Below are 17793 nucleotides of genomic sequence, written 5' to 3'. Positions count from 1 at the left end.
TGATGCGGTATTGAATACGCAACGACAAAAAACGGGCAACAGGCAAAATCATGCGGATACTCATCGCAATCCTGGCCATTATCGGTGTCATGGGGTTGGCATCATGTGCCAAGAAAACAAAGACCGTGCGCAAGTATTATGGGCCGGAAGTGACGCAAGTCGTGATCTCGAAACAACATCGCAAGATGTATCTTCTGCATCATCAGGAGGTTCTGAAATCCTTTGATGTAGATCTGGGATTTGCGCCAGAGGGTCCCAAGCAGTTTCAAGGGGATGGCAAGACGCCCGAGGGTCGGTACCACATAAACCGCCGCAATTTGCGCAGTGCGTTCCACCTGTCATTGGGAATTTCTTATCCCAATGTGCAGGATATCGCATTTGCCAAAGCGCAGGGCCGGAAACCGGGTGGAGATATTTTCATTCACGGCGCCCGCCGCAAGCAGGATCCGGAAGGGCCGGATTGGACTGCCGGATGCATTTCTGTTTCAAATCAGGAAATTGAAGAGATTTGGTTGATGGTACGTGATGGAACCACGGTGGACATTCTGCCCTGATCCCCCCTCAACAAAAAACCGCGCTCATCAAGCGCGGTTTTTTTGAAGGCGTTAGCTTCCCAACAACAGGGTCCACCAGATTTTGCCACCCGGCTCCTGAAGCCAAGCGAACCCAAGTTTCCTTGCTCGAGGATCCAGGATCACATCCCGCGTTCCGGGTTCATCCATCCAGGCCGAGAGGGTTTCAAGCTCGGTCTCATATGTTTCGGAAATGGCTTCACCCAACATCAGACCCTCAAATCCTGTGCGAGCGACGCGATCGATGGGAGAGGATCCATCTGATCCGAAATGCCACGGACGGTTCTGTACGGACATGTCGCGGGAATGGGTGGCCGCGGCAGCATTCAGACGGGCATTCAGCACAACAGGAGCCTGCCCGGCAGCTTGCCGCAGTGAGTTGATGGAATCCAGCATGTTGTACTGGATCTTGCTTTCCTGCCCGGCACCGATCCGATAAATTTTGGCAACGGTACCATCAGAGCGGCGGTACGTGCTTTCACCTGTGGTACATGCACCGATGGTTAGAGCGGCAGCCAAACCAATAAAAATTCTGCGTTTCATTCGTGTCATCCGAAATCGAGAGTCCTCCCCCTCTACATAGGAATGTGTCGCGGATCAAACGCAACAGGCGGAAATGTGCAACTTAACGCTTGTTTGATTTGCGACTGCGGCCTTCACGCCATATATAGTGCTGGACTTGCCAGTGTGTATTGGAGAGAAAATATGGCCGATCAGTACTCGAAATTGATCAGCAGACGGTCCTTTCTAGGAACAACCGCTGCAGCTGCAACGATGACGGCTGCGCCCGGATTTGCCCAGACTGGGGATGAGACGACCGAGATTGAAGAAGAGATCACGGAACGCGTGCGTCGCAATATTTCAAGCTTTCGCTCACTGGATTGGCGTCCCTACTTCTCGAACACCAAAAACGGTGTGATCCTTGTCGATGTTACATCACGGGCTTTGCACTATTGGTCAGAGGATCAGACGGTTTACAAGCTGTTCCCTTCGTCGGTGCCGTTGACCGAGGATTTGACTCGCAAAGGGCGCACAAAGATTGTTCGCAAAGTTGAGGGGCCAAGCTGGCGCCCGACACCTGCAATGCTGAAGCGCAATCCCGAATGGCCGGAATATATCGGTCCGGGGCCGGACAACCCTCTGGGCTCCCACGCTCTTTATCTGAGCTGGACCTACTACCGGATCCACGGCACCCATGACACACGTAAGATCGGGCGCCGGTCGTCCAATGGCTGCATTGGGCTTTACAACGAACATATCTCAGAGCTGTTTGATATGGCCAAGGTTGGCACGCAGGTATTGATTATCTGACCTGGCCGACCACGAGATCTAGTAAACCCTGCCGTTATTGGCGGGGTTTTTTCGTTTGTTTCTCTTGTTTTTAGAAGGTTCGACAAACCGCAATTTGCTTAACAATTGTCAAGATTGTCTCGAGCCCGGTTTCCTATCTTGGATGGGAGAAGCTGAGTTGGAGACTAAAATGCGGGAAGTCATGACAAAGACCATGGCGCGCAATGTGTTCTATGGCGGCTCTCTGTTCTTTATCGTCGTGTTCCTGATCCTGTCGGCACAGTCCGTCAGCCACATCAAGAACAAGTCGACCGTTCACGCGGAGCTGACAGAGAGTGTAGCCAAGGGCAAGCGTGTCTGGGAAGAAAATGCGTGTATCAACTGTCATACGTTGATGGGCGAAGGGGCGTATTTTGCGCCTGAATTGCAAAACGTGATGGCACGTTGGGGCGTCGAAGACGACCCTGAAGGTGCGTTTGACGTGCTGCAAGGATGGATGGAAGCGATGCCAACTGGCATCGAAGGCCGTCGTCAGATGCCACAGTTTAACCTGACCGAAGAGCAGGTTCGTGATCTTGCGAACTTCTTCCTCTGGGTGAACAAGATCGATGCCCAGGGCTGGCCGCCCAATGAGGCAGGCTGAGGCACGGAGGAAAGATCATGAAATATCAAACACAGAAAATTGCCTACTGGTATTTCCTGGCCGCGATGATTCTATTCGCAGTCCAGGTGTCCGGCGGGCTTATCGCTGGTTGGATTTACGTCCAGCCGAATTTCCTTTCGGAACTTATGCCATTCAACATCATCCGGATGCTGCACACCAACTCTTTGGTTGTGTGGTTGCTTTTGGGGTTCTTTGGTGCGGCTTACTTCCTAATCCCGGAAGAAGCCGAACGTGAGATCCATTCGCCGATGATTGCATATCTGCAGCTGATCATTCTGCTGGTGGGTACGCTGGGCGTGGTTGTGACCTATGTGTTCAACCTGTTCCACGGCAACTGGTTCCTTGGTATGGAAGGCCGCGAGTTCATCGAACAGCCGGTCTGGGTCAAGGTTGGCATCGTCGTTGCCGCCCTGATGTTCCTTTACAACGTGACCATGACGGTTCTGAAAGGCCGTAAGACCGCGATCACGAACGTGCTGCTTCTGGGCCTCTGGGGTCTGGCGCTGTTGTTCCTGTTTGCCTTCTACAACCCGGAAAACCTGGCACTGGATAAAATGTTCTGGTGGTACATCGTTCACCTGTGGGTGGAAGGTACCTGGGAACTGGTGATGGCCTCGATCCTCGCCTATCTGATGCTGAAAATGACCGGTGTTGACCGTGAGATCATTGAAAAGTGGCTCTACATCATCGTTGCCACCGCGCTGTTCTCGGGCATCCTCGGGACTGGCCACCACTACTACTGGATCGGTACCCCCGGTTACTGGCAGTGGATTGGTTCGATCTTCTCGTCGCTTGAAGTCATCCCATTCTTTGCAATGATGGCGTTCAGCTTCGTGATGGTCTGGAAAGGCAAACGTGATCACCCGAACAAAGCGGCCCTGCTCTGGGCGCTGGGTGCCTCGACTGTGGCCTTCTTCGGTGCTGGTGTGTGGGGCTTCCTGCATACGCTGCACGGTGTGAACTACTACACCCATGGTACGCAGATCACTGCAGCCCACGGCCACCTTGCCTTCTTCGGTGCTTATGTATCGATGAACCTGGCGATCTTCAGCTACGCGTTCCCGATCCTTCGCGGTCGTGATCCGTACAACCAGGTGCTCAATATGGTAAGCTTCTGGCTGATGACTGGCGGCATGGCATTCATGACCTTTGTCCTGACCTTTGCCGGTACGGTTCAGACCCACATGCAACGTGTGCTGGGCGAGAACTTCATGGACGTCCAAGAAGGTCTGGGCCTGTTCTACCTGATGCGCTGGGGTTCCGGTGCAGCGGTTGTGATCGGCGCCCTGCTGTTCATCTACGCCCAATTGGCGCCACGTCGCGAGGTGATCTCGCAAGGCACAGGCGAAGAAGCCTAATCTATAAAGGACTAAACAATGTCTACCGTTCCACAAACCAAATCGGAGGGGGCTTCGGCCCCCTTCTACGCCCCAGTCGGACAGGAATGTGAACTGTTCGAGACGGCGTATAACAACGAACTCCCGGTCCTGCTGAAAGGCCCGACCGGATGCGGCAAAACCCGATTTGTCGCGCATATGGCCGCCCGTCTGGGCCGCCCGCTTTACACTGTGGCCTGCCATGACGACCTGTCGGCGGCAGACCTTGTTGGCCGCTATCTGCTCAAGGGCGGTGAAACCGTCTGGGTCGATGGGCCGCTGACCCGCGCCGTGCGCGAGGGTGCGATTTGTTACCTTGATGAGGTGGTCGAAGCACGCAAGGACGTCACTGTTGTCTTGCACCCACTCACGGATGACCGCCGTATTCTGCCCCTGGACAAGACGGGTGAAGAGATCGAAGCCGCACCCGGCTTCATGCTCGTCGCCAGTTACAACCCGGGCTACCAGAACATCCTGAAAACCCTGAAACCATCGACACGCCAACGTTTCCTGTCGCTTGATTTTGACTTCCCGTCACCCGACCGCGAAGTTGACATCGTGATGCGCGAAAGCGGGTTGGACCAAGACCGCACCAAGAATCTGGTGCGTCTGGCTGGCAAGCTGCGTGGCCTCAAGGGTCAGGATCTGGAAGAGGGCGTTTCGACCCGTCTGATTATCTATTGTGCCACGCTCATCATGGCCGGTACACCGATTGAACAGGCGATTGAAGCTGCGATGATTGAACCCCTGTCCGATGATCAGGACGTGAAGCAAGGCTTGCTTGATCTGGTCACGGCGATATTCGGATAATGATCGATGCCTCACCCAGAAATCGATCTATTCGAACCGGAAGAAACCGTCGGTAAGCTCTGGCATGCCTATGCCAGCCGCTTGCAGGAACCCGAGGCCCATGACGAGGCAGCGGTAAACCTGTCGGAAATCGAAAACCGACTTGGTGTCTTTTTTCGCGGTCTTGGCGGCGGTCACGCCGTCGAGATCAAAACCGCCAGCCCTATGGCCTCAGAGCACCGCTTGTCGGCCTCGCGGGCGCTGGGCACTTGGCGTGAACGTATTGCGCGGCCTAGTTTTGACGGCGAAGCCCTACGCCTGCCCGAGAAAATCAGCGATTTTCCAGCGCGCGAAGCCAATGCCGCCCTTTATTTCTGGCTGGCCGCATCAGTGGCTCATGCATCAGAACCTGCGCAAGACGAAGATCTGCTGCGTTTAGATATTCAGATGCTGCGGGCCTCTGTTGCCATGACACGGGATACTCTGCGCGATTGTCCCGGTTTGAAGGGATTTTACGAGACCCTGATTGATGCCTGCCGCGAAATGCGCCCATCCATTTCATTGCCGCGCTATGAAGAGGCGATTGAGCAGGTCATCCTGCATCTTCTGGGCGGACCGGAACCGAAAGGCAAAACCGGTCTTGATCTGTTGACCCGAGTGCGCCAGCCCGAGGCAGATTTGTCCGACTTGGCAGCACCGCACGGTTATCGCCCGTTTCGCCCTGTTCCGCTTTGGCCAGACCTGCGTCCGCTTGCCAATCGCGCTCCTAGCGATCGGATGCCCGAAGCCGAAGAACAGGGCGACGGCGCCACGCCTTCCGAAGGGATGAAAAAAGCGCGTCGCTCCAAGAGTGATCAGGCAGAACGCAGGGACAGCCTGATCATGCACAAGTTCGAGGCAATCTTCTCTTGGGTCGAAAGCATGAACATGAACCGTCGCATCGAAGATGATGACGAAGATACCGCCAAACGTGCGGCAGATGATCAGGACGAACTGGCGCTAGGGCAGGTTTCGAAAAAGACCGCCACGCGGTTGAAATTCCACCTTGATCTTAGCCCCGAAGACGCTGATCGCGAGAAGATCTCGGGTGAGCATATGTATCACGAATGGGATCACCGCAAATGCTCCTATCTGCCTGATCACTGTCGGGTGTTGGCCAGTCAGGCAGATGTTTCTGAGGAGCTGGCTGATTTTTCAACCGATCCCAAAGCGCAGCGTCGCATTCGTGCAGTTAAGCGCCAATTCGAAGCTTTGCGCCCCAAACGGGTGATTTTGCCACGGCAATTGGACGGTGACGAATTGGACCTTGAAGCCGCGATTGCTGCTCAGGTTGAGCTGCGCGCAACTGGACATGCTTCGAACCGGGTTTATCGCGCGGCGCGCACGCAGGATCGGGATCTGGCGATTTCTGTACTGATCGATGTGTCGCGCTCAACCGAGGCTGCCATTGGCGACCGGTCTGTGATCGAAGTCGAACGCGAGGCGCTGGCTGCGCTGGCGTGGGGCTTGGACGCATGTGGCGATGACTTCGCAATCAACACTTTCTCGTCGCTAAAGCGTGATCGGGTCTATGTGCAGACATGCAAAGACTTCGACGAGAAAATGGGGACCGTGGTTGAGCAGAGAATTGCTGGCGTGAACCCCGCTTTCTACACGCGCCTTGGTGCAGCAATGCGCCATGCCTCAAAAGGGCTTGAAGACCGGCCGAACAGCCGCAAGTTGCTGCTGGTGATAACCGACGGCAAACCTAATGACCTCGACCACTACGAAGGGCGTCATGGCATCGAAGATAGCCGCATGGCCGTGCGTGAAGCGCGGCGTTTGGGGCAGGCGGTTCATGGTGTCGTGGTCGATCAAAAAGGGCAGGCCTGGGTGAATCGGATCTTTGGTTCAGATGGTTTTTCCATCGTTCCCGACGCCAATAGGCTGACGGCGGCCCTGCCCGAGATCTATCGTCATATCACCGGGGGCGTTTCATGAATCAAAGCCCGGCGCCCGTTCCTGCCATGGCTGAACAAGACCACCCACTCGACAGTCTGCCCGGAGATCTGATGATCTGGGTGCTAATTGTCAGTGAGCTGTTGGTGTTTGGTGCCGGGCTCTTGGCCTTTCTCGGGGTTCGCATTGCGGATCCCGTTGCTTTTGCACAGGATCAGGACAGCTTAAATCGCGTTGCCGGTGCGGTGAACACGATTGTCCTGATCTCCAGCGGATATCTTGCAGCACGCGCAGTGCATAGCCCCAATAAAATGCGGCTATGGCTCTCAGGGTCCATGGTTCTTGGCTTGGTATTTCTTGTCGTGAAATGGTTTGAATACACGGCAAAGGCAGAGCTTGGGATTGGCATAGAAACCAGCCAGTTCTTTACGTTCTACTACTTGCTCACCGGCTTTCACGCGATGCATGTGGTGGCCGGGCTTGTGATCTTTGCGTTGATCATGCGCTGGCCCAATCCGCGAAACCTGGAAGGGGCGGCGATGTTCTGGCACATGGTTGATCTGGTCTGGGTGCTCCTGTTTCCAATCATCTATCTGGTGAGGTGACATGACCCAATCTGCCCTCACCCGTGCTTTCCTGACCCTTTTGGCCTTGTCGATAGGGACCACCCTTCTGACCGAATTGCGCCCGCAGGCAGGAATGGGATTCGTCGCACTGGTTCTGTTGCTGGCAGGCTTAAAGGCGCGGGTGATTCTTATGGATTACCTTGGCCTGCGCCTCGCGCCGATGTGGCAGCGAGGCTTCAACGCATTTCTGGTTGTTTTTCTGCTGACAGGATTGGGTCTTTATCTCGCAGGATAGAAGCGGTCATCAAGATCTGCGACCGCGGACCGGCATCCCTTCGTCATCCGACACAAATGTCTTCAACTGTGCGATTTCATTCACCCGCACCGCTTCGCGCTGCACTTCAACCCCATGGGCGCGCAGATTGGCAAAGGAACGCGAGAGGCTTTCTGGTTTCATACCAAGCCGTTTCGCGATCAGAATTTTGTCGTAGGGCAGTACAAATGAGCATGGCCCCTCTTCTACCGGCGCCAGAGAGATCAGGAATGTGGCCAGACGCTGCGCGCCGGTCAGGGCCTTCAGGTTTTCGATTTCCATCACCAGTTCATGTAGGTGACTGAAAGTCGAACTCAGCATCGCAACCGCGAGTTCAGGTTCGGTGCGCAGGGTCTCGAACACGATGCGCGTTTCCACCTGCAACAGGATGCTGTCTTGCACGGCTTCGACTGTGACCGGGTATTTCCCACCCTTCAGGGCGATGGCTTCGCCAAAGCTGTTGCCTTCGGGATAGACTGCCACGACAATCTCATCCCCGCCCGGTGTGATCCGGGTCAGTTTCACGCAGCCTTTCAGAACCACATACATGTAGTTCGCGGGGTCGCCTTGCACAAACAAAGTGTTACCCCTGGGACAAGTTGTCTTGTGGCATTTTTTCAAAAGCCCCTGCAACATCTCGTCAGGTACATTCGCGAACAGAACGGATCGCTTGGTCATTTTGAGTTCAGCTTGGGTGAGCAAATACTTGCCTCCTGGCAGTTGGGTCGGAACGGTTCACCGTGAATTCAATACACGTTACCTTAATTTCCCCGCTTTGACGAAGATCAAGCCCCTGCCGCCGCCGGTCCTTTATTCTGCACACGTCATACGATGGAGAAATGTCATGAAATATGCGCGATCAACACTGATTCTAATGGTGCTGGCTGGTCCGGCCTTTGCTCACCACGACAAGACCCCATTGCGTGAAGCCGTGATTGACGGTCATTCCCATGCGGTCGGTGGGGCAACCCTTTGGCTGGCTGTTGCGGTCATTGCAATGGTCCTGTCGCTCTATGCTGTCCACCGTTCGATCTTTCGCAAACGCGAGAGTTGATCATGACTGAAGATCAGAAACCCGATGGCCGGTGGCCCGTCTGGGCTCTGGCTTTGGTGAGCTACCCGTTCATGGCCGGCGCGGTGGCAACCAATGTCTTTTTTGCCAGCCTGATTGGTGAATCGGCCGGATGGCCGGTGACAATTCCTCCGATCCCTTCAATTTTGATCGGTATGGTTCTTGGGGTGCCCGCCGCCTGGATCACCGGGCGCTGGTTCCGCGCCAAGATCGACGAAGCCGAGGGGCACTCGGAAAACGGGACATAGTGACGTGACTGCCCTCATGAATGAGGCGACACGCAGCCCTATGGGTCATGGATCAAAAGGAAAGCCGCAGTTGAAATAAAAAAGCCCCGCAAATTGCGGGGCTTTTTGTTGGGTCGTGCCCGGATCAGATGCTTTCGTCGATCCAGGATTGCAGCGCAGCCTTGGGCGCTGCTCCTACTTTGTTCGACACAACCTGACCGTCTTTGAACAGGAACAGTGCCGGAATGCCGCGTACACCCAGTTGGGCCGGCGAATTCGGGTTTTCGTCCACATTTACCTTGGCGATCTTGATCTTGCCCTCGTAAGCAACTGCAAGCTCTTCCAGCGCCGGGCCGATCTGTTTACAGGGGCCACACCACTCGGCCCAGAAATCCACAACAACCGGAATATCGGAATTGCGCACTTCGGCATCGAAAGTGGCGTCGGTGACGGCGACAGTAGCCATGAGAGTTCTCCTGAATTTGCGAGTTGGCCCTGAACCTATGTAGCCACTTCGCCAACGTCAAGGCGGCGATAGGCATCATCTAGCAGCGAAGGGCCAAGCGGCATCAGTTTTGCGTGAGCGGTCCACAGAATTGCCGCTTCAATCTGGTGATCCGGGTAGATTTGCATCAACGCCACCCGATAGGCCGCCATTTGCCGCAAAATGCCTTCGGGTGTGGCATCGGCGCTCTTGGGAACAATACGGTTGGTTTTGAAATCCACCACCGTGACGGTGTTTTCTTCAATGATCAGCCGGTCGACAATGCCACTGAGAATTCTTCCATAATCTGGCAAAGGAGCGGTGAGACCGACTTCGGCCAGTGTGTCAGGGGCAAAAACATGAGAAAGCGCTTCAGCGCTCAGAACCTGCTGGGCCTCATTCAATATCTCATTGATCTCATCGGAACCTGCTGCATCTGCCCCCTCAGACAAAAGCAATCGCGCGTGTTCCGCCCATTGCGATGAGGGGTGGCCGGGCAAATATTCCAACAACAGATGGATTTGTCGCCCGCGTCGCAATGCAGCCTCTTCATCAAATTCCTCTTGCCCCGGCTGGAACAGTGCTTTTGCCCCGCCCAGGTCTGACGGTGATACGGTGCTCGATGGTGCCTCTGGCAGGCTGGCGCGGCTGGTGCTCCAGTCCGGTAGCGCGACTATAGGCGAGGGCAAACCAGTCCCTAACTCAGTCGAAATGCCATCAGTTGGCCAATCCCCTAGCTCATACCTGCGGAATGAACGATCACCCTCTTCAACAATTACCCCACCTGCGCGCTCCATCGCTTCAGTGGCAATGTTGTACCATTCAGAGGCACCCTTGCCGATGGTTCCGGCGGCCGCCAAAATCAGCCATTGTTCGGCGCGGGTCATGGCAACGTAAAGAAGTCGTGTGGCTTCTTCGTCCTGCGCCAGCTTGTCCCGGTCAAGTGCCGCCCTCGCCTCTGGTGTCATGTCTCCGCTGGCGGATTTCCAGATCGCGTGCCCGTTTTCCAGATCAACCAGCTCGTCGCGATTGCGAGTCTGGTTGCGCGCCATATCAGGCATGATCACAACGGGTGCCTCCAGCCCCTTGGAGCCATGCACCGTCATGACCCGGATCTGCTGACCCACCATGTCCATCTGCCGCTTGATCGTGACCTCTTCAGCGGCCAACCAATTGACGAAACCCGTCAGACTGGGTGTTTCCAGCCGCTCATATGCCAGCGCCTGAGCCAGCAGCGCGTCGATGCCATCCTCAGCTTCTTGACCAAGGCGTGCCAGCAATTTGCGCCGTCCGTCAAACCGCGTCAGCACCCGCTCAATCAATTCATATGGCCGCAGAAAATCCGCGTCATTCCTGAGTTCGGTCAGCATGGCGACAATCTGGGAATAGGCGTCTTCCTGATCCCGCAAGGCGCGCCAAAGATAAGTGTTCTTGCCGCGTGGATGTGCAAGGCGGAATAACGCGTCTTCGGATAATCCCACCAGCGGCGAGCGCAGGACGGATGCCAGCGAAAGATCGTCTTCAGGTGTCGCAAGAAACGCCAGAAGGGCCGACAGATCCTTGACCGCCAACTCACCGCCAATGCGCAGCCGGTCCGCCCCGGCAATCGGAAGACCCTCCTGCTTGCACGCCCGAATGATCTCGTGAAACAGCTCGCTTCGCTTGCGTAGCAGGACCAGAAAATCACCGGCATGGGCTGGGCGTGTTTCACCGTTTTCTGATGGAATAGTCTCTGTTGCAATAATCCTCTTGATCTCTTGCGCAACCTGTCTTGCGAGTTGTACGCGGTGATCTTCTTCCCCCAGCTTGTCAATCGGATCGAACCAGTCGCGATCCTCTTCAAACTTTACCGGATCAATCACTGGCCACAGGTCAACCCGGCCGGGCTTCGGGAAAAACGCCCGGTGTTTGAACGCATCCCCGAGCCCTCCCTGATCATGAAGCGCGTGATCTACAAACTCCAATACAGCGGGGGACGAGCGGAAGGAATATTCCATCGGCAGGTTCTGAAACGGCTTGTCAATCTGCGCGAGCTTCTCTTGGAAACTATCGCGCATATGTTCAAACTCGTCAGGTTTGGCCCCTTGAAACGAGTAGATCGACTGTTTCGGATCACCGACGACAAAAATCGTCCGGTTTATATCATCTCGGGCGCCCAACCCGCTGGTAAACTCCCGCGACAGGTTGTCGATCACGCGCCATTGCGCGGGGCTGGTATCCTGGGCTTCGTCGACCAGAATATGGTCAATCCCACCATCAAGGCGATATAGAACCCAGGCGGCCACCGCCGGGTCGGTCAGAAGGTCGCCCGCCTTGGAAATAAGATCGTCGAAATCCAGCCAACCACGGTTTTGCTTTTCCTGCTCATAGTGAGTGACGAATTTCCGCGCAAAAGCATAAAGTGCTGCGGTTTTCTGTGCAGTGGATAGCCCGGCCCGCAAGGCGCGCGCATCGGCGACCCGTTCGTACAGCCCGTTTAGCTGAGGCATCAGATCTACAAGTTCTTCTTTACGCAGCTGTGCCGATTGTGGAAAACTGTTTGTCTTCGGGCCAAAGGGCGTTTTCGTCTTTTCACCTGCGAGGAATACAGTCTCGCAAATCTTGAGGTCTCGAAGATCCATCCGATCCGTTTGCACCATATTCAGCCGGTTCAGAGCCGTATTGTCGTTTTTTGTGCCCCTGGGCAGCGCATCACGCAGTCGATTGATCAGGGTCGGATCACCGGGGCCAAACGCGCGTGCGATTACCTGCTCCTCTGTAATCGTGGCGGGGAGATCGAACCATTTTCGGATCTCTTGATCGGATGTCTCCGTTAAGAAATGTTGACGGTTCTTGGCGATATCTGCGGTCAACCCGTCGAAATCCTCAGCCGTATAATACCGTGCGAGATCAGCAACCAACTCGGGATGCGCAAGAGCGAGTTGATCTACGATCTCAGTCCGCAACAACTTTGCCGCCCGGTCGTCCATTTCGGTAAATTGCGGTGAGATCCCCGCTTCCATCGGGAACTTGCGCAACAGCCCGGCGCAATAGGCGTGGATGGTCTGAATTTTCAAACCGCCCGGCGTTTCGATTGCACGGGCAAACAGGCGCCGTGCCTGTCGCAGATCGATGGCTGGAGTGGGAATTCCAAGCTGGATCAGAGCCTGATTTAGCGCCACATCATCTTTCATTGCCCATTCGCCCAGACGTTGGAACAAACGGTTCTGCATCTCGCTTGCGGCGGCTTTGGTATAGGTCAGGCATAGGATGTTCTGCGGGCTGACCCCGTCCAGCAAAAGCCGGGCCACGCGGTCGGTCAATACCCGCGTTTTGCCCGATCCGGCATTGGCGGACAACCAGGTCGAGCTGGCGGGATCGGCGGCGTCAATTTGGCGCTGGGTGGCATCGTCAAACCTCATTGCCCAACCTCCACATCATTTCCGGGCTGGCTGTCGTCCCATTCTCCGAATCTTGCCAGATGGTCATAGTCTCCCTCAAACCTCTGTTCCTGCACGGCACGTCGGGAAAGATACCCCTGTTCTGGCCTGTGATAGGCGCTGATCAGATCCGAAAGCTCATCCTTGATCTGGTCGATTTCTGGTGGGCTGAGCGGAATGTTGATACATACGGGCTGGGCCCCCAGACCGATATAAGCTACATGCCCCACATCGCTGTCCGGCAGCTTTTCAAACCCACCTGCCTTTGCGATCACAGCTTCGAGCAACAATTGTTTGTCGAAATGCCGCTGCGCTTTTTCACTCGGGGGGCTGCCGGTCTTGTAGTCATAGATCCACAGCCGTCCATCATGGTCCTGATCGATCCTGTCCGCCGTGCCAGTCAGGGTAAATCCGAGGTCATCCAGTTTAAGTTGACCACGGACTTCGGTAGCGATTGTTCTGGAATAGTCCCTTCTTTTTGCCTCTTCATCGATAAACCAGTCGGCCACACGCTCAAGCTTTGCTTTCCACAGGGCGCGCGTTGCTGGCCAAGGGGCTTCTCGGTTCAGAACGTCATCTGCAACCTCCAGAAGTCGAGCTTTTGCAGCATCGGAGGTTTCCTCATCCGGTCTTTGGGTGACAAAGTCCTCAAGCACCTGGTGCAACACCGTTCCGCGCAGGGGGGCGTCTGGTGGTTGATGAAGGGGGCGAAGCGGGCGCAGTTTTAGAACCTGCTCGGCATAAATTGCATAAGGGTCCCGGATCAGCTTGGAAATCCGTGTGACAGAGAGACGCGTTGGGCGTGACGTTACGGGTGGACGAGGAGAGGGGCGATTTTCTGCAGGAACAGACACTGAAATAGCTTCAAGCTGCTCTGCCCAGCTCAACCACGTTTCGCCTCTCTGACGCATCGCGCCGAGCGCTTCAGATCCATCGGACGACATCCCCCCCAATAGGTTCACCAATCGATTGATCCAGCGCGAGGGTACCGTTTCGCTTTCATCGTTGCGTGCGGCGCGTGTCAGGATAACGCGTTTGGCGGCGGCGGCTTGCTGAAAGTCATGTGCAGACAGGCCAATGCGACGTTCAGGCAGCAAAAGCCCCGCCTGCTGGCGCATTTTCCGGTTCATCCATGGGTCGGGCTTGGGGGCTTCTGGCCAGCTTCCCTCATTCAACCCTGCGAGAATAACGGTTTCGGTTCCTTGCACACGTGCCTCTAGCGTCCCCCAGAACATGATGCCTTTATGGGGTGTGTTTGGATCACGCACTTCACCCTGATTGAGAATGGCGGAAAACAGGCTCATATAGTCCTGTGCGCTCATCTCTCCACCGAACGGGGCCTCATTCTGAAGCTCGGTGATTTTGCGCAGGGCTTCGCGCCCAGCAGGTTTGTTCCAAAGCTCGCTTTGGTCGGAGTTTTCCGGTCCGCGAGCGACGATTTCGGTCAGGGTGACATGTTGATCAACCCAGGTCTCAAGATCCTTGGTTTCGGAGAAGTTGGGCTGAAACAGGGTCTCATTGATCCAGCTTACCCATGTTTGAAGCGCCTCGTCCCCTTCGCGTTTCAAGGCCCATTGGTTAAGTGCCTCCGGGGTGGGATAAGGAAGGCCACGGCGGAGCACTTCCAGTTCCAGATCACGAGTCCAGCGCAGGTGATCACCCCGCGCGCTGCCGCTATGGGTCAACGGATGCTTGAGGATGGCCAGAAGGTGATCACTGGTCAATTCACGCAGGAAAAGATCCCCAACGTGACGGAATAAGCGCCCGGGAGCTGAGAGCGCCAATGGGCGACCGGCACTGTCATCGGGTTCAATACCCCAGCGATCCAGCGCGGCTGTGACCTGCCGTGTCAGGTTCCGGTCCGGGGTGATAAGGGCAATTGGCTCTCGCCGCTCTGCCGCGTCCCGCAGGATCAATGCGATGGCCAGCGCCTCTTGGCGCGGTGATTTTGCCTCAACCAGCGTCACACCCTGCGTTGCGTTCTGAACGCCCTCAAAAACCGGCCCTTCGATCTGCCATTGATCGGTAACCGGTGCGGGGCGCAGGGCAAGTGACAGCAACCGGTTACGCGCCGGATTGGGGGCAGACGTAGCGGCCCAGAGCTGAATATCCTCTGGCGTTAATCCCAGATCCCGGGTCAATGCCGCAAAACGGTATTGCGGATGATCTTCAGCACTAAGTGCGTCCTCCAGCTGAGCCCAGGCGGTATTTGGCATGTCCCAATCAAAACCTGGTAGGATCACCGCCCCTTGCGGCAATCTTGCGACCGCCCGCATCAAATGGGCGGTGGCCCCACGCGACCCGGTGGAGCCCGCGATGATCACCGGGTGGGTTGGTGGTGTGTCGGCCCAGCGCGTCACCAGCCGCTCTATGACCTGCCGCTGTCGACCTTCTTTGTCTGGGTTGGTCTTTGCGGCGTCACCAAGGAACTGCTCAACCAGCGACACAAAACTCAATGCCCGTTGCCAATGGCCAGATTGGTCATCGACATCCAGATTGCGCAGGGTCTCTGGCGATACACCCTCCCCCTGCATTTCATCCATCAAGTCAGCAAGACTGTCGGCAAGTGGAAAGATCGAACTGCGCGGTGCGAGGTCTGGTTCGGCTTCGATCAGCCTCGCGACAAGCTGCGCCAGCTCCAATCGCCGCCGGAGGGGCGGAATGGCGGGGGGGAGATCTTTAGTGGCCAGATCCTGACCAATTTCACCCAGCACACGAATCTGTGGCAATAGACGCGCGCCGCCATCGGCAAACAAGCTGCGCATCCGCCGCTGCATCCTTTGGGTGTTGACGTAGATCTCGACCTGCGCGAGCGCTTCCGGTCGGATGCCAGTAGCCCGTTCCAGCACACCCTGCACAACGGCATTGGGAAAATCCAGACCGGGAGGAAGCGCAAAAAGCCGCGGTTTATCAGTGTGCTCAAACATTTTCATTCAACATATTTTCGGCAAGAGGAATACCTTCTGGATGGCCAACGTCACTCCACCCGCCTTCATGGATCAGGCCAAAGACACGCTGATCTGCCAGCATTTTGTTCCAGATCTCCCACATGGAAAAAGCGGATTTTTTGTGGGCCGCAAAATGATCGGTTCGGATGATTTGCAGTCCTGTATAAACATGCCCGTCACCGGGCGTAATGCGCCCGTCAGGACCGATCAGGAAATTGCCGGGGCGCGTATATCCCACGGCGCGGCTACGGGGGACAAGGACAAGAAGCGCGTCCATCCGCTCGGGATCCCATGCAGCCTTCAGGGTTTTGATCGGGTTGGGGCCGGTCCAGACTGCATCGGAATTCAGAGTGAAGATGGGATTGGCTTCAAGCAATGGCAGCGCTTTTCGCAGCCCACCCCCCGTTTCAAGGATTTCGGTGCGCTCGTCAGAAATCAACACGCCTTGCGGTGCCAGATGGTCAATCAGCAGATCCGGAAGATAATGCACATTTGCCACAATCCGAGACAGATCCGCCCCCCGTGCCAGATCAACGGCGTGGTCAATCAATGGTCGGTCGTTGACCTTGATCATTGGCTTGGGTCGATCTGCGGTCAAAGGGCCCATGCGGGTGCCGAGCCCGGCAGCAAAAATCATTATCGCGTCGGGCATGGTGTCCTCAGTTGGTTGAGAAAGTCGGAGTCTGGTGCGGGCAGGCGCGAAAGGAGTGCGCGGCGGAGGCCGGTCAATTCAGGATGCTCAAGGTCATTCAGCAGCATTGCCCAAACCCGGGGGATGAGATCCACATAGCTCAATTTCCCCATTTTTCGGGATAGTCTGGCAAAGATCCCAAGAATGCGAAGATTGCGCTGCACTGCGATCACGGCTGCGGCATGTGTCAGAGCTTCAATGTCGCCACCTCGCGCCTCTGCAAAGCGTTGCAGGCAGGCCTGTGCCACGTCGGGGGACACATCCCGTCGAGCGTCACGGGTGAGCGAGACCAGATCATAGATCGGATGGGTCAGAACCGCGTCCTGAAAATCCAAAAGTCCCACCTGCGCGTGACCGGTTCGGTTTGGCAACCAGATCAGGTTTTCGGCGTGATAATCCCGCAAGGACAACGCCGGAGGGATGTCGACAGCCTGTAGCGCGCGCCTCAACTCTGATTGGATCTGCAATGCGTCGGGGTCGAGTTTGGTTGTGGGTGTCTCTCGATACCACAGAAAGGCGAGATCGGTGGCGGCAGCCATTGTTTTCGCATCATATCGCGGCACAGCAAGAGGAGGGGCCGCATGTAGCGGGTCAAATATGTCGATTGCGGCGAAATAGAGCCTGTTCTCGCAGGCTGGATGAGTGTCAATTTCACGCGCAAACAGGGTGTCGCCAAGATCTTCCATCAAGATGAACCCGTTGGGGAGATCATGGGAAATGATCTCTGGTGCGGATAGTCCGATTGCGCGCAGGTGTGAGGCGATATCAATAAAGGCCTGACGCGGCTGGATGGCCTCGCTCGGGTCATCCATCAACACATATGGGACGCCAGCGCGGAGAAGGCGGAAATATCGTCGGGCAGAGGCATCACCGGCGAGTGGGGTGGGCTTGGCGTCCTGCAATCCGTTTTCCTCGAGAAACGCCTGCAACAGCGCCGCGCGGGTCATGTCAGGGCCTCCTCGACGCGGGCCGCCCATTCGGGGGTTGGGCAAATGAACCGGGCGTGCCGCTCACCTTCGGTTTTTGTGGCGGAAAACTCGATGGTTAGTGCATGTTCCGGCGTCAAATCCCCTAATCGATCAGGCCATTCCACCAAGCAGATTGCATCCTCGAACGCATCGATCAGGCCAAGTTCGTCAACTTCATCTGGATGGGTCAGGCGGTAAAGGTCAGCATGCCAAATCTCGCCTTCTGCGTCGTCATAGGTCTGCACCAGCGTGAATGTCGGGGAGGGCACATCTTCCACAACCCCGCTGACCGCCATGCGCGCCTGGATGAGACTGCGGGCGAAATGGGTTTTACCCGCGCCAATCCCCCCTTCCAGCAATATCACGCTGCCAGGGTGCAGCAGCGCCGACAGGCGTACGGCGAATTCTGATGTGGCCGCGCTATCGTGAAACAGATGCTCGTGAAAAAGGGGTGTGCTCATTTGGCGAATATGAGC

Annotated in this window: 18 protein-coding genes; 10 read left to right on the top strand and 8 right to left on the bottom strand. The window is 56.1% G+C overall.

The features are described from left to right. The first annotated feature begins 50 nt into the window (after positions 1–50). Positions 51–554, top strand: a complete 504-nt coding sequence (locus O2N63_RS02550) for a L,D-transpeptidase family protein (RefSeq protein ID WP_271052541.1) — start codon at positions 51–53, stop codon at positions 552–554. Between the two features lie 51 nt (positions 555–605). On the opposite strand, the gene dalA is transcribed toward O2N63_RS02550, so the two are convergent. Next, positions 606–1115: a divisome-associated lipoprotein DalA gene (gene dalA / locus O2N63_RS02545; RefSeq protein ID WP_271052540.1), complete on the bottom strand. Its 510-nt coding sequence runs from the start codon at positions 1113–1115 to the stop codon at positions 606–608. Positions 1116–1277: 162 nt separating this feature from the next. Here dalA and O2N63_RS02540 point away from each other — a divergent pair, with 162 nt between their 5' ends. The 7 genes from O2N63_RS02540 (at position 1278) to O2N63_RS02510 (ending at position 7490) form a co-directional block, all read left to right on the top strand. Next, the gene (locus tag O2N63_RS02540) at positions 1278–1883 is read left to right on the top strand and encodes a L,D-transpeptidase (protein ID WP_271052539.1); all 606 of its coding nucleotides are present in this window, start codon (positions 1278–1280) and stop codon (positions 1881–1883) included. Positions 1884–2052: 169 nt separating this feature from the next. After that, complete coding sequence (locus tag O2N63_RS02535; protein WP_271052538.1) at positions 2053–2505, top strand: c-type cytochrome; 453 nt, start codon at positions 2053–2055, stop codon at positions 2503–2505. A gap of 17 nt (positions 2506–2522) precedes the next feature. Then, positions 2523–3884 carry a cbb3-type cytochrome c oxidase subunit I gene (locus O2N63_RS02530; protein ID WP_271052537.1) on the top strand — a complete coding sequence of 454 codons (1362 nt, stop codon included), beginning with the start codon at positions 2523–2525 and terminating at the stop codon, positions 3882–3884. An 18-nt stretch (positions 3885–3902) separates the two neighbouring features. Next, positions 3903–4712 (top strand): CbbQ/NirQ/NorQ/GpvN family protein, encoded by an 810-nt coding sequence (locus O2N63_RS02525; protein WP_271052536.1) that lies wholly within the window; start codon positions 3903–3905, stop codon positions 4710–4712. Between the two features lie 6 nt (positions 4713–4718). After that, positions 4719–6671: a nitric oxide reductase activation protein NorD gene (locus O2N63_RS02520; RefSeq protein WP_271052535.1), complete on the top strand. Its 1953-nt coding sequence runs from the start codon at positions 4719–4721 to the stop codon at positions 6669–6671. Further along, entirely contained in the window at positions 6668–7234 is a 567-nt protein-coding gene (locus O2N63_RS02515) for a cytochrome c oxidase subunit 3 (protein ID WP_271052534.1), read from the top strand. The genes O2N63_RS02520 and O2N63_RS02515 overlap by 4 nt, the downstream gene beginning before the upstream one ends. A 1-nt stretch (position 7235) precedes the next feature. After that, positions 7236–7490, top strand: a complete 255-nt coding sequence (locus O2N63_RS02510; RefSeq protein ID WP_271052533.1) for a cytochrome C oxidase subunit IV family protein — start codon at positions 7236–7238, stop codon at positions 7488–7490. Positions 7491–7499: 9 nt separating this feature from the next. Here O2N63_RS02510 and O2N63_RS02505 read toward each other — a convergent pair whose 3' ends face one another. Beyond that, positions 7500–8186 carry a Crp/Fnr family transcriptional regulator gene (locus O2N63_RS02505; protein ID WP_271052532.1) on the bottom strand — a complete coding sequence of 229 codons (687 nt, stop codon included), beginning with the start codon at positions 8184–8186 and terminating at the stop codon, positions 7500–7502. A 166-nt stretch (positions 8187–8352) separates the two neighbouring features. On the opposite strand from O2N63_RS02505, the gene O2N63_RS02500 reads away from it, so the two are divergent. Then, on the top strand, positions 8353–8562 hold the full coding sequence (locus tag O2N63_RS02500; RefSeq protein WP_271052531.1) for a hypothetical protein: 210 nt from the start codon (positions 8353–8355) through the stop codon (positions 8560–8562). 2 nt (positions 8563–8564) lie between these two features. Further along, positions 8565–8828, top strand: a complete 264-nt coding sequence (locus O2N63_RS02495; RefSeq protein WP_271052530.1) for a hypothetical protein — start codon at positions 8565–8567, stop codon at positions 8826–8828. A gap of 124 nt (positions 8829–8952) precedes the next feature. On the opposite strand, the gene trxA is transcribed toward O2N63_RS02495, so the two are convergent. From trxA to tsaE, 6 genes are read right to left on the bottom strand one after another with little or no spacing between them, the layout of a single operon-like run. Continuing rightward, positions 8953–9273, bottom strand: coding sequence for a thioredoxin (gene trxA, locus O2N63_RS02490; protein WP_271052529.1), 321 nt, complete (start codon positions 9271–9273; stop codon positions 8953–8955). A gap of 35 nt (positions 9274–9308) precedes the next feature. Beyond that, positions 9309–12692: a double-strand break repair helicase AddA gene (gene addA / locus O2N63_RS02485; protein ID WP_271052528.1), complete on the bottom strand. Its 3384-nt coding sequence runs from the start codon at positions 12690–12692 to the stop codon at positions 9309–9311. Next, positions 12689–15643 carry a double-strand break repair protein AddB gene (addB, locus tag O2N63_RS02480; RefSeq protein ID WP_333780718.1) on the bottom strand — a complete coding sequence of 985 codons (2955 nt, stop codon included), beginning with the start codon at positions 15641–15643 and terminating at the stop codon, positions 12689–12691. Before addB ends, addA begins: the two co-directional genes overlap by 4 nt. Then, entirely contained in the window at positions 15630–16310 is a 681-nt protein-coding gene (locus O2N63_RS02475; RefSeq protein WP_271052527.1) for a nucleotidyltransferase family protein, read from the bottom strand. Before O2N63_RS02475 ends, addB begins: the two co-directional genes overlap by 14 nt. Next, positions 16295–17296 (bottom strand): aminoglycoside phosphotransferase family protein, encoded by a 1002-nt coding sequence (locus O2N63_RS02470; protein ID WP_271052526.1) that lies wholly within the window; start codon positions 17294–17296, stop codon positions 16295–16297. Before O2N63_RS02470 ends, O2N63_RS02475 begins: the two co-directional genes overlap by 16 nt. Continuing rightward, the gene (gene tsaE / locus O2N63_RS02465; protein ID WP_271052525.1) at positions 17293–17778 is read right to left on the bottom strand and encodes a tRNA (adenosine(37)-N6)-threonylcarbamoyltransferase complex ATPase subunit type 1 TsaE; all 486 of its coding nucleotides are present in this window, start codon (positions 17776–17778) and stop codon (positions 17293–17295) included. Before tsaE ends, O2N63_RS02470 begins: the two co-directional genes overlap by 4 nt. Positions 17779–17793 lie beyond the last annotated feature (15 nt).

The sequence above is a fragment of the Aliiroseovarius salicola genome (assembly GCF_027891095.1).
Classification (GTDB): domain Bacteria; phylum Pseudomonadota; class Alphaproteobacteria; order Rhodobacterales; family Rhodobacteraceae; genus Aliiroseovarius; species Aliiroseovarius salicola.
The sequence above is the reverse complement of the archived record's forward strand: the minus strand, read 5'-3'. Positions and strand labels throughout refer to the sequence as shown.